Raw genomic sequence first — 12,072 nt, 5'->3', positions numbered from 1 at the left:
CTCCTTTCTATGAGACTTTTTGATGAAGAACTGGATAGCCGAGTTGTACAATCAGTTCCTGCAATTCATTGACACCTACACTAGATTCATCAAACTCGACCCGAACTTTACTTGAATGAAATAAAACTTTCACTTGCTGTACGCCTTTCGCTCGGGATAGGGCACCTTCAATTTTCTTGACACATGATGGGCAACTGAATGGTTCCATTAAAAATACGACTTTTTTCATTGATCTCATCCTTTTCGTTTGTATTTAGTATCCTAAGTATAAGATGATTTTGTGAAATCTACCTTGACACCCGTCAACTTTCGTCAAACAATACTTTTTCTTCTCGCCAAAGTGCTTTATACTGAATAAGTAGTACACATTTATGAATAGAGGAGAATCGTACGGATGAAATTAACCTATTCTGGTAAAACGAAAGACGTCTACCGCTTGGAAGATGGCCACGTGCTATTGAAATTCAAGGATGATGTAACAGGGGAAGATGGTGTATTCGATCCAGGTGCTAACACAGTGGGCTTGACGATTGATGGTGCCGGAAAGTCTGGACTTCGCATGACGAAATACTTTTTCGAGAAATTGGAGGAGCAAAACGTACCGACACATTACATCGATGCCGATTTGGATGAAGTCACGATGACGGTGAAGCCTGCTACGGTCTTTGGTAAAGGATTAGAAGTGATTTGTCGATACCGTGCGGTCGGAAGTTTCTTGCGCAGATTCGGTGCGTACGCTGAAGAAGGACAAGTACTTGATGCCTTCGTGGAAGTAACGCTAAAAGACGACGAGCGTCAAGATCCACCCATTTCAGAAGATGCTTTGGCTCAGCTTCATATTTTGACACATGAAGAATACGCAACGCTTAAAGAATTAACTCAGCAAATTTCTGAATTAGTCCGATCAGAAATGGCCGAAAAAGGGTTAGAGCTATATGATATCAAATTGGAATTTGGTCGCGATCCTGAACGAAACATCATGTTGATCGATGAAATTTCAGGAGGTAATATGCGCGTCTATCAAGGAGATACATATATTGCACCAATGGAATTGGAAAAAATATTATTTTCATAAGATTCAACCGGAAACGAAAAATGTTTCCGGTTTTTTATATTCGCTCTTAAGCCATACGCTGACTGACTTAGCAGTGCTTTACTTTTTAATCAAATAAATAAAACGATATATTTACTGTTGACAACGTTTTCAGAGTTTCCTATAATAGCAACCAGTGTCAGAGGTGACACATAGTTTGCTTCTTAACCAGTGTGTGAACGTTGGTTGGATGAATGCGTATGGTAGTAAATTCAAGATAATGAAAGTGTCTTTCATATCAGCGAATCTTTAATATATCTGCTGTTTCCATGAACAAAAGCTCCCCGCTTTTGTAAAGGCGCTCTTTTTTGCTCTTCATACCGCAAGGCAGAAAGATAGCACCCATAGTAGCCAGCACGAATCTCCATTTTGGCTTTTCTACGTAAGTACCCTTGCTATGTCCGCTAGATTCCTAAGAAGAATCAGCCGAGTGTATTTGCTCGGTCCCAAAAAACCTCACATTGATGACGATTCGACGAACGGATTGCAGTTAGATGGCGTTGTCGGATAAAGAAGCACGCATCCCAGAGAATTTCAGATGATGGAAATGTGTAAATTATATGTAAGAGAACTTGGAGGAGAAACTATTTGCATACTAAACACAAAGTTTCGATTGCAGGGTTAGATCCGAACGATCCGTATTCATTTCGTATGCCGACTGTAGAAGATGGGAAATTCATCTGGCAGCTCATTAAGGATACGAAAATACTCGATTTGAATTCCTCCTACAGTTATTTACTGTGGGCAGATCAATTCAGCGACACGAGTATCGTAGTAGAAGATCACGGCAAGCTTGTAGGCTTCATTTCGGGCTTCATTCAACCAAAAGCGAAAGATACCTTGTTTATTTGGCAAGTGGCAGTCGATGAATCAGCACGTGGAAAGCGGATCGCTTCTCGTATGCTGCATACGATTTTGCAGCGTGACGCCTGTCGGAATATTCGGTATTTGGAATCGACCGTGACACCTTCTAATATCCCGTCGATTAAGTTATTTAAAGGCTTGGCACGTGATTTGGAGACGGAATGCACGATCACAGATGGTTATACGGAAGATCAATTTCCGGGTGGAGGGCACGAATCAGAAGAACTGTTCCGCATTGGACCATTCTGAGTAACGAGTCGATTGCCGCAATTTGACACTGGAAAATACAGAATTTAACGGAGGAATTAATTACACATGGTACTGACAAAAAGTCAGCAGGTAATGGAAGTATTTGAGAATCGTGAGTCGCAAGTGAGAAGTTATAGCAGAAGTTTCCCGACAGTATTCACTAAAGCAAAAGGCTATAAGATGTGGGACACGGAAGGTAAAGAGTATATTGATTTCTTTGCCGGTGCAGGTGCTTTAAACTACGGCCACAACAACGATAAAATGAAAGAAAAGTTAATTGAATATATTCAAGACGATGGAATTTCACATAGCTTGGATATGGGAACGACAGTTCGAAAAGAGTTTCTTGAACGATTTAACGAAGTGATCTTGCAGCCGAGAAACATGGACTATAAAGTAATGTTTCCAGGACCTACTGGGACGAATACAGTGGAAAGTGCACTGAAAATCGCCCGCAAAGTAACGGGACGTCAAAGTATTGTAAGCTTTACAAACGGATTCCACGGTATGACGCTTGGCGCATTATCTGTAACAGGCAACTCATACAACCGCGGTGGAGCTGGTGTGCCGCTTAACCATACGACATCTATGCCATTCGATACGTTTTTAGGAGAAGATCAGTCTTTGAACTTCCTTAAAAAGTATTTAGCGAATGCAAGCAGTGGCTTAGACTTACCGGCAGCTATGATTCTAGAAACGGTACAAGGGGAAGGCGGCATCAATCCCGCAAGCTTTAATTGGTTGCGTGAAGTAGAACGTCTCTGCAGAAATTACGATATCTTATTAATTGTCGATGATGTGCAAGCAGGTTGCGGACGAACTGGAACTTTCTTCAGTTTTGAACCGGCCGGCATTAAGCCCGACATCGTTTGCCTGTCAAAATCCATTGGCGGCTACGGATTGCCTTTAGCACTCACGCTGATCAAACCAGAATATGATACATTCGGTCCAGCTGAGCATAACGGAACATTCCGTGGTAACAACATGGCCATCTTGACAGCGACTGAAGCTTTATCGTATTGGGAAACAGATGAATTCGCTAAATCGGTACAAGAAAAATCGAAGCTCATCACGAAGCGCATGGAAACAATTGTCGAGGACTATCCACAATTAAAAGCTACAACCCGTGGCCGCGGCTTCATGCAAGGAATTGTCTGTGGTGAAGGCAAGGAAGACTACGCAGATAAAATCTGTGCCAAAGCATTTGAAAAAGGCCTGATCATTGAAACATCCGGACCCGAAGGCGAAGTCGTCAAATTCCTTGGTTCATTGATCATGGATGAAAAAGGTATCGATCAAGGATTCGATATTCTAGAAGAAGCAATCGAAGAAATCGTAAGAAACTAAGGGAGAGAATGCTCAGTGATAGTACGTACAATAGATGAAATTATTGGTAGCGAAAATGAAACAAAAGCAGAAACGTGGGCAAGCCGCCGTTTCTTACTGAAGAAAGACAATATGGGCTTCTCGTTCCATGAAACGATTATTTATGCTGGAACAGAAACGCATATCCATTATCAAAACCACCTAGAAGCGGTTTACTGCGTGGCGGGCGATGGAGAAATTGAAACGGTCGCAGACGGCAAAGTCTACCCGATTAAAAACGGTACGATGTATGCGCTGAATGAACACGACGAGCACTACTTACGTGGAGGAAGGGAAGACATGCGCCTGATCTGTGTCTTTAATCCCCCCCTCGTCGGAACGGAGACGCATGATGAAAATGGTGTGTATCCACTGATTGAAGATTGAGTGTTGTGGAATGTAATGTAGGGAGAGAACGCTCTGAGGGTAATTCCTTGGAGTGTTTTTTATTGTTGTGGGTGAGGTCGGTGGGGTGGGCGCTCATTAATTTGGCTGAGCGCTCTATCTTGCGGCTTATCCGCTCATAGTTGCTGGTTGATCGCTCTATACTTCGTGGCAAGCGCTCAATGCGGGTTTGGATTCGCTCAATGTTAGGCGTTAAGCGCTCAATGTTGGCCGTCAAGCGCTCAATGCGAAGCTGAATTCGCTCAATGTTGGCCGTCAAACGCTCAATGCGAAGCTGAATTCGCTCAATGTTGGCCGTCAAACGCTCAATGCGAAGCTGAATTCGCTCAATGTTGGCCGTCAAGCGCTCAATGCGAAGCTGAATCCGCTCAATGTTGGCCGTCAAACGCTCAATGCGAAGCTGAATTCGCTCAATGTTGGCCGTCAAACGCTCAATGCGAAGCTGCATCCGCTCAATGTTGGCCGTTAAGCGCTCAATGCGAAGTTGAATCCGCTCAATGTTGGCCGTCAAGCGCTCAATGCGAAGTTGAATCCGCTCAATGTTGGCTGTCAAACGCTCAATGCGAAGCTGAATTCGCTCAATGTTGGCCGTTAAGCGCTCAATGCGAAGTTGAATCCGCTCAATGTTGGCCGTCAAGCGATCAATGCGAAGCTGCATCCGCTCAATGTTGGCCGTTAAGCGCTCAATGCGAAGTTGAATCCGCTCAATGTTGACCGTTAAGCGCTCAATGCGAAGCTGAATCCGCTCAATGTCCGACATTAAGCGCTCAATGCAATCCTCAATCCGCTCAAAGTCAGACATTAAACGCTCAATCCAACCCCACATCCGCTCATAGAATTTCCGCAACATGTTAGAAAATCGTAAAAGTGGGTACACTAGACACTATGAGTTCATTATCCAATGGGTAATGAACAGCAAATTACATAACTACACAAGGAGGAATTCAATTATGTGGAAATTACCGAGTATCGTATTGGGCTCAGCATTAATGATGGCAGCTTGTGGTGGCGGGGCGGATGAAGAAAAAGAACCGGTGGACGGTGGCGATGATCCGGTTGTGGAAGAAGAGGAAACAGCGGAGCCGGAAGTGATGGCGCCGGTCATGAATGTTGATGGAGAAGAAATCGGTTCAGTAACGCTCACGCAAGGACCGTCTGGTGTAGCGATGGACGTGGATGTAACAGGCCTTGAGCCAGGGGAACACGGCATGCATTTCCATGAGACGGGTGTCTGTACAGCACCAGACTTTAAAGAGTCTGCGGGCGGTCACTTCAACCCGACAGACAAAAAGCACGGGTTAGACAATCCGGATGGACACCACGCGGGTGATTTGGAGAATCTTGTGGTGGATGAAGATGGAAGTGCGAAAGTTTCTGTGACGACAGATGCGGTGACGCTTGAGTCTGGAGAAGACAATTCATTACTGGATGAAGACGGAACGGCATTGGTGATCCATGAAGGTGCGGATGATAACATCACGGATCCAGCAGGCGATTCAGGAACGCCATTTGCTTGTGCAGAGATTACATCCGAAAATATGAAGTAAGAAATAAAAAAGGATGTCCCCGATGTGGGGGCATCCTTTTTTCATTGGTAACTAAAAGTATAGTGGAAAGACAGACATCTCCACTTCATTGCCGATAGACGAAAAAAAAGAACGCCCTCCCGGAAAGGGGCGTCCTGTTGATTATCGAACGATGGCGATAATCCCTTCTTCATCATCCAGCTTTAGCTGAATGCCTGCTGCCATCGGATCTTGATCGAGATACTGCTCGATCCAAAGGCGAAGCGCTTCGACGAGACGGGAGGTGTCCAAATGATGCATGTTGCCGTTAAGCTCGGCATCTGCTGAAAACCCGGTGTCGTCATCGTAAGCAAGTTCGACTTCCACGTCGTCTGGCATTGCACGTGACTCTTTTGCGATCAATACACACACTGCATTGACTACGTCTTGTTCGTAGATTATCTGTTGTTCCATTGATTCATTTCCTCATTGCGTTTACGCTCTTTCTCTTTGAAGATCGCGAAAATCTTTCGAACCATGTAAATGATGAAGACAATCGCTAACACGTTAATTAGTAAGCCCATAATGGATCCAAGCATTCCCATATTCGCAAACAAGCTGCCGAATAATAGACCCGCCAGTCCACCAACGAATAGACCTTTCATTAAGCCGCCAGCCATACCGCCTGGCTTCTTCGCTGTGTTACCTGCTGTTGCTTTATCATTGCTTTGATTGGTATCTTGTTTCTTTTCCGCTTTATTCGGTTGCACACGATTCGGTGTACTGAAACTCTTCTTACCAGACTTATAGCCACGTGCTTCGGCAGTAATTTCATCTTGGAAGATGATGTTTCCAAGTGGTGACAAAATCAACGTCGCGGCCAAGAAAAATGCAGCAAATTTTTTCAATTGATAATCTCCTTTAATGCTGTAATGAAGGTCTTGGATCTACCAAAGCCCTTCTCTTTATTTTACTGGATAACGTAACGTATTGAAAGGAAATTCACTTACTTGGCAAAGAAATTCTCCGTATAAAATGGCTGTTCTTTGTCGTTGAAATCCACACCGACTCCAAGGAACTGATAATCACGGATTAATATATTTTCACGATGGCCTTTGGAATTCATTAGACCTTCGTGTGCAAAAATACTGCTTGACTGACCGTAAGCCAGATTTTCACCGGCACTGACGAATTGGACGCCTTGCTTTTTCATTCGGTCGAAAGGGGACTCCCCTTGCAAGTTTTCATGACTGAAATAATCTTGCACGGCCATGTCCGTACTATGCAGACGTGCCGTTTCGGATGCGAGTTCATCCCATGTTAAAATGGAACGACCGTGTCGAACTCTTGCCGCATTCGTCAAATCAAATAGTTGCATCTCGAAGCCCCTACGCATCGCCTCGTTTTGAGGGGCATAGAGCGCAGACTTTTTTTGTTCTAGCGAATCCGAGATCAATTGCACGGCCGTGACGGTATTCTCTTTATGCAAATCATAAAAGACATACATATAGAGACCATCCGAATGAAAGATGTCCATGCCTTCGTCGTTTTGCAACTTATAAATATTCGTACCTTTACGTATTTCAGAAATCGGGTCACCGAGCTCTTCACGTACTTCCGACTTCGGCACACCGTATTCAATACCGATAGATGAAGCGATGAGACGATCATTTGTATAGATCGCATTGACGCGACGTTTAATATCATAGGACAGCATGACGAAGTTCTGGTAGTTGTCATGGAACGTCAGCCATTCCGTGCCGTATTCATTGGTGGATTTCCGCACAGGGTCCCCAAGCTTTTCTTTCACTTGCGCTTCGGTCGTGCCAATTTCTATATTGTGAATAGAAATAATGCCTGTTGCCGGCGCATCGAGCACGGGTTGGGCAACTTCATCTGGGGGATTGCTTCCGTTTGCTTTATCGGAAACGAAGGTTATTAAATCGACAATCGATTCTTTTGTATAGTCAAGCGCAGATCCAACTACTTCCTCGTTCAGCACGGTTTCTACTTTGGCATCAAGCGGATCAAGAAACGATAAGTCCACGTATTCCGATACTGGACCTTCCCATAAGGGCTTGAAAGCGTAAATCAGTACTGCGAGAAAGAGTAACTGAAACAGGCGTTTTATCATATGAAACTCACTCCTCGACTACATTATACTCTGTTTATACCTTGGCAATACAGCAGGAACTATGAAATGTTGAAAAATATCCTCAATAGTAGCGGGAAAAAGGGTATACTAAAAAAAGAATGGAAAGTTTGGAAGGGGTGGATGGCATGTTCGGCGGTGTTAGCAGTGTACCTTCCTGGTTTTATATAGTCGCATTTGTCGTCGTCATATTGCTCGTTCTCATTACGGAATGGCGGACAAGATGAGAAACGAATTTCATTAGAAAGAAGGAATGAATATGTTAACATTTGAAGAGAAACAACAGATTATAGAAGAGTTTCCGGAGTTAGTGAAAAAAGAAGTGTCCATGAAGCGCTTGAACTATCATTACGAAGAATCTTTGTACGATAAAACGGTAGTCGTGCAGCATTTGCACCCGAATGGTAATGCATTTGTCTACGTGGCAGATGTTGAAGGCTATGAAGCGGATGATCGTGGTCTAGTCAATGTACGCGAATATTCTGCGGATGAATTCCGTGCAGTGATCCGTGCGGCAATTGAAGGGTTGGCGACAGAAGTCGAGGAGCCTGAAACGATCGCAGAAACGTGGCAAAATTCCAATGGTCAGAAGCTGACACTTCTTGAGGAAGATGGCTTCTTTAATGTTTATCATGAAGTAAACTTGGAAGAGGGCTTTGGAGATTATCAAGAGGCGGCAAGTTATTTAAAAGAAGAAGGCTTCTCCGTCAAAACGAAATAACGGCTACAGGAGTGATATCGAATGAAGGGTAAAACAGTTGCGATTTGGATGGTCGTGGTGTTGATTGTGGCAGTAGTGGGCATCGTGTTCATGGTGCAGGCTACCTTCAAAAATAATCCTACACAAAAGAATCATCAGTCCATGGACAACCAGTCGTATACCGAAATCGGTACGTTCGGCTGGCAATAAACGGCAAAGTAGCTGTCGGGGATCTAGTATTCCCGGCAGTTTTTTGTCGCACCAAAACAAAAAAACCACTTCCTATAAGGAAGTGGTTTGTATAGGCAAATTAGTTTTTAGTAACGTTAGTTGCTTGAAGTCCGCGTTGTCCTTGTTCGATTTCGAAAGACACGTCTTGACCTTCTTCAAGAGTTTTGAAGCCATCACCTTGGATAGCTGAGAAGTGTACGAATACGTCGTCGCCATCTTCACGTTCGATGAAGCCGTAACCTTTTTCTGCGTTAAACCATTTTACTTTACCTTGTTCCATGTTTGTTTCCTCCTCGTGCACACTCGTGTACACCTTGTATTACTATCCTTGCTCAATTTCTAATAAACGGTCGAGATAAAATCGTTGACCAACGTCGAACAAAAATAATTCTTCTTTATCATAACAAGAAAAGGCAGATATAGCAAGTGGAAAGATTAGTTCAATAGAAGTACGCCTTGGATTTTCCCGTTGTTATAGGAAAAGTGTGAATAGTTTATAGACGATTGCGGCCATTAAAGCAGAGATCGGCATCGTGATAATCCATGTCAACACAATCTTCTGTGCGACTCCCCATTTCACGCCTCTCAAGCGCTGCGCTGAACCGACTCCCATAATAGAAGAAGAGATTACGTGTGTCGTGCTGACAGGTAAATGAAGTAGGGTAGCGCCGAAAATAATGACTGCGGAGTTCAAATCTGATGCAATCCCGTGGATCGGTCGGATCTTCATAATCTTGCCGCCAACCGTTTTGATAATCTTATACCCACCGATCGACGTCCCAATTCCCATCGCAGTCGCTGCCGCAACCCGTACCCATAGCTGGATATCATCGGTTGTTTGTAATTCTGCTGCTATCAAAGCCATTGTAATAATCCCCATCGCTTTTTGCGCGTCATTCGTACCGTGCGTGAACGATTGAATCGCAGCCGTACCGATTTGCATATAGCGGATGCGACGGTTCGCTTTAAATAAATTTCGATTCTTTAATACTGTACGTAATAGGGTCATGACAATAAATCCGCCGACCAATGCAATGACAGGAGATAGCAACAGTGCCTGAATAATTTTAATGAAGCCACTGTAATTCAAAATACCAAATCCTGCCGCCGCAATAGCCGAGCCAGCAATGGAACCGATCAGTGCATGTGAAGAGCTGGATGGGATTCCGAAATACCATGTGACCAAGTTCCAAATGATCGCGGAAACGAGGGCTGCCAAAATTACGAGTGAACCATTTTCCAATAAGAACGGATCGACGATATCTTTCGTAATGGTTTTCGCTACACCTGTGAATGTTAACGCACCGACGAAATTCATCGTGGCGGCGAGCATAATCGCAGTCCGAGGCTTCAGTGCGCGTGTCGATACCGAAGTAGCAATTGCGTTGGCTGTATCGTGGAAACCATTGATGAAATCGAACGCCAAGGCAAATACCACAACGAGAATGGTTAGTATGAGAATCGTATCCATCAGTTAGGACTCCTTACGCGTTACGCATGATGATGGTTTCAATATTATTTGCCACGTCTTGACAAAAATCTGCAGTGTCTTCGAGCAGTTCATACAGGTCTTTCAATTGAATAATGCGGATCGGATCTTTTTCACGAATAAACATTTGCTTGATAGAAGTTCGTAGCACTTCGTCGCAAATTCGTTCGTACTCTTTAATTTGTACTGCATGCGTACGCATTTCAACTAACTTTTTCTTCGTCAGCAATTCCATTGCCAAAACGATTTCATCGGTACTTTTCGTAATGTTGATGATAAACTTCTGCATGTATTCATCAATTTCAATGAGAGAAAACATCTCGAGATTAGCGAGAAAATGCTCCATGCCATCCAGAATATCATCCATTGCAATCGCGATATTCAAAATATCTTCCCGTTCGATAGGTGTCATGAATGATGTATTCAGTTTCGTGATTAATTCATGAATTAACGTGTCACCAGCTGTTTCATATTCTTTCATTTGAATGCTGGCTTTTTTCAAATCTGAAACAGAATCGACTTTAAAATCATTCGCGTAATGCATAGATTCCTGCACATGCTTGGCGATGTCCAATAACGCTGTGAAAAATGGATCGGGTTTACGTGGTCCTAGCATCTTAATTCCTCCATCTATTGTTGACATCGATAGTGATTACATCATACAAAAACTGCGTTAAAAAAGATAGCGAACAATGTAGAATTTGATCGGAATTTCAATTGTTAAGTTATCGTTAAGTTCTAGTAAATCTATTGAAAATAAATTTTGGCATGAGATGATCGGCAGTAAAGTATTACATAAGCGGAAAGGAGATCAACATGAAGAATGACAAGGCTTTTTCTATAAAAAAGCTTGTGGAATTATTTATCGTATCTCTCAAACTAGGACTGACCTCATTTGGCGGCCCCACTGCCCATTTAGGTTACTTCCATGAAGAGTATGTACGAAAACGTAAGTGGATGGATGAAAAAGGGTATGCGGATTTAGTAGCGTTAGCACAATTCCTTCCAGGGCCGGCAAGCAGTCAGGTAGGGATGGGGATTGGCGTGGCGCGGGCTGGGGTAGTGGGTGGGCTCGTTTCCTTTCTAGGTTTCACGATGCCGTCCGTAGTGGCATTGATTTTGTTTGCCACGCTTCTAGTAGATTCAGATGTAAGTGAGGCAGGCTGGCTGCACGGGTTGAAGATCGTGGCGGTGGCGATTGTTGCACATGCGGTACTCGGAATGGCGAAGAATTTGACGCCGGATTTTAAGCGAAAAGCCATCGCCTTACTAGCGCTCGTCGTTACACTCTTATGGCAAACGGCTTTTACGCAAGTGGGTGTGATTATACTAGCGGGACTAGTGGGATTATGGTTATTTAACGTTCATGATTCGCCAGGTACTGATTCCTCGAGATTCCTCGTATCAAAGAAAGCTGGAATCGTTTGTTTAACAGTGTTTTTCACGTTGCTCGGTATGTTGCCGTTGCTTCGAGAACTGACAGGGTCTTACTGGGTTGCAGTATTTGATAGTTTTTATCGATCGGGCGCGCTCGTATTCGGTGGGGGCCACGTCGTTTTGCCTTTATTGGAACAGGAATTGGTACCAGTGGGGTGGATTGGAAGTGAGTCATTCTTAGCGGGTTACGGTGCGACGCAAGCAGTTCCAGGACCGTTGTTTACGTTCGCTGCCTATCTCGGTGCTGTGATGAACGGCTGGCAAGGTGGATTATTCGCGACCGTTGCGATTTTCTTGCCTGCTTTTCTGTTGATCATCGGTGCACTGCCTTTTTGGGACATCTTGCGCAATCATCCAAAAGTCAAAGGAGCAGTCATGGGTGTCAATGCCGCAGTCATCGGAATTTTACTTTCCGCGCTATACCATCCAATTTGGACAAGCTCAATTTTACGGGCAGAAGACTTCGCATTGGCAGCCATTTTATTCAGTATGCTAACCTTTTGGAAGCTGCCACCTTGGATCGTCGTGCTAGTCGGTGCGGTAGGCGGAACTTTATTGTCCATATGGTAGAAAGGTAACCCA

The 12,072-nt window shown here is 44.0% G+C and carries 16 protein-coding genes; 8 read left to right on the top strand and 8 right to left on the bottom strand.

Going from position 1 to position 12,072, the window contains the following annotated elements; genetic code table 11:
• Nucleotides 1–7: 7 nt before the first annotated feature.
• Entirely contained in the window at nt 8–229 is a 222-nt protein-coding gene (locus CSV61_RS10290) for a heavy-metal-associated domain-containing protein (protein WP_099639155.1), read from the bottom strand.
• A 165-nt stretch (nt 230–394) separates the two neighbouring features.
• Between CSV61_RS10290 and CSV61_RS10285 the strand changes: the two genes are divergently transcribed.
• The 4 genes from CSV61_RS10285 (at nt 395) to CSV61_RS10270 (ending at nt 3,958) form a co-directional block, all read left to right on the top strand.
• Nucleotides 395–1,075, top strand: a complete 681-nt coding sequence (locus tag CSV61_RS10285) for a phosphoribosylaminoimidazolesuccinocarboxamide synthase (protein ID WP_099639154.1) — start codon at nt 395–397, stop codon at nt 1,073–1,075.
• 606 nt (nt 1,076–1,681) lie between these two features.
• Entirely contained in the window at nt 1,682–2,206 is a 525-nt protein-coding gene (ectA, locus tag CSV61_RS10280; RefSeq protein WP_233193577.1) for a diaminobutyrate acetyltransferase, read from the top strand.
• Nucleotides 2,207–2,272: 66 nt separating this feature from the next.
• Entirely contained in the window at nt 2,273–3,553 is a 1,281-nt protein-coding gene (gene ectB, locus CSV61_RS10275) for a diaminobutyrate--2-oxoglutarate transaminase (RefSeq protein ID WP_099639153.1), read from the top strand.
• A gap of 15 nt (nt 3,554–3,568) precedes the next feature.
• Nucleotides 3,569–3,958 carry an ectoine synthase gene (locus tag CSV61_RS10270; RefSeq protein WP_083034688.1) on the top strand — a complete coding sequence of 130 codons (390 nt, stop codon included), beginning with the start codon at nt 3,569–3,571 and terminating at the stop codon, nt 3,956–3,958.
• Here CSV61_RS10270 and CSV61_RS16825 read toward each other — a convergent pair.
• Nucleotides 3,891–4,826, bottom strand: a complete 936-nt coding sequence (locus tag CSV61_RS16825) for a coiled-coil domain-containing protein (protein ID WP_158233835.1) — start codon at nt 4,824–4,826, stop codon at nt 3,891–3,893. The genes CSV61_RS10270 and CSV61_RS16825 overlap by 68 nt on opposite strands.
• A gap of 100 nt (nt 4,827–4,926) precedes the next feature.
• Here CSV61_RS16825 and CSV61_RS10260 point away from each other — a divergent pair, with 100 nt between their 5' ends.
• Entirely contained in the window at nt 4,927–5,523 is a 597-nt protein-coding gene (locus CSV61_RS10260) for a superoxide dismutase family protein (RefSeq protein WP_099639152.1), read from the top strand.
• A gap of 141 nt (nt 5,524–5,664) precedes the next feature.
• Here the strand turns inward: CSV61_RS10260 and CSV61_RS10255 are convergent, their stop codons facing one another.
• The 3 genes from CSV61_RS10255 to CSV61_RS10245 form a co-directional block, all read right to left on the bottom strand.
• Nucleotides 5,665–5,955, bottom strand: coding sequence for a DUF2653 family protein (locus tag CSV61_RS10255; RefSeq protein ID WP_083034691.1), 291 nt, complete (start codon nt 5,953–5,955; stop codon nt 5,665–5,667).
• Nucleotides 5,940–6,389, bottom strand: coding sequence for a hypothetical protein (locus CSV61_RS10250; RefSeq protein ID WP_099639151.1), 450 nt, complete (start codon nt 6,387–6,389; stop codon nt 5,940–5,942). The genes CSV61_RS10255 and CSV61_RS10250 overlap by 16 nt, the downstream gene beginning before the upstream one ends.
• Nucleotides 6,390–6,487: 98 nt before the next feature.
• The gene (locus tag CSV61_RS10245; RefSeq protein WP_099639150.1) at nt 6,488–7,615 is read right to left on the bottom strand and encodes a CAP domain-containing protein; all 1,128 of its coding nucleotides are present in this window, start codon (nt 7,613–7,615) and stop codon (nt 6,488–6,490) included.
• Between the two features lie 277 nt (nt 7,616–7,892).
• Between CSV61_RS10245 and CSV61_RS10240 the strand changes: the two genes are divergently transcribed.
• Both CSV61_RS10240 and CSV61_RS16820 read left to right on the top strand, forming a co-directional pair.
• Nucleotides 7,893–8,354 carry a hypothetical protein gene (locus CSV61_RS10240; RefSeq protein ID WP_083034694.1) on the top strand — a complete coding sequence of 154 codons (462 nt, stop codon included), beginning with the start codon at nt 7,893–7,895 and terminating at the stop codon, nt 8,352–8,354.
• Nucleotides 8,355–8,375: 21 nt separating this feature from the next.
• Nucleotides 8,376–8,543: a hypothetical protein gene (locus tag CSV61_RS16820; RefSeq protein WP_158233834.1), complete on the top strand. Its 168-nt coding sequence runs from the start codon at nt 8,376–8,378 to the stop codon at nt 8,541–8,543.
• Between the two features lie 100 nt (nt 8,544–8,643).
• Here the strand turns inward: CSV61_RS16820 and CSV61_RS10235 are convergent, their stop codons facing one another.
• From CSV61_RS10235 to CSV61_RS10225, 3 genes are all read right to left on the bottom strand, one after another.
• Nucleotides 8,644–8,844, bottom strand: a complete 201-nt coding sequence (locus tag CSV61_RS10235; RefSeq protein WP_009766462.1) for a cold-shock protein — start codon at nt 8,842–8,844, stop codon at nt 8,644–8,646.
• Nucleotides 8,845–9,036: 192 nt separating this feature from the next.
• Complete coding sequence (locus tag CSV61_RS10230; RefSeq protein WP_099639149.1) at nt 9,037–10,035, bottom strand: inorganic phosphate transporter; 999 nt, start codon at nt 10,033–10,035, stop codon at nt 9,037–9,039.
• 13 nt (nt 10,036–10,048) lie between these two features.
• Entirely contained in the window at nt 10,049–10,669 is a 621-nt protein-coding gene (locus tag CSV61_RS10225) for a DUF47 domain-containing protein (RefSeq protein WP_083034696.1), read from the bottom strand.
• Between the two features lie 200 nt (nt 10,670–10,869).
• Between CSV61_RS10225 and chrA the strand changes: the two genes are divergently transcribed.
• Nucleotides 10,870–12,060: a chromate efflux transporter gene (chrA, locus tag CSV61_RS10220; RefSeq protein WP_099639148.1), complete on the top strand. Its 1,191-nt coding sequence runs from the start codon at nt 10,870–10,872 to the stop codon at nt 12,058–12,060.
• The last annotated feature ends 12 nt before the right edge of the window (nt 12,061–12,072 follow it).

Origin of the sequence: Sporosarcina sp. P3 (genome assembly GCF_002743415.1) — a bacterium.
In the GTDB taxonomy this organism is placed as follows: Bacteria; Bacillota; Bacilli; order Bacillales_A; family Planococcaceae; genus Sporosarcina; species Sporosarcina ureae_A.
This window is presented reverse-complemented; position numbering and strand designations above follow the sequence as displayed.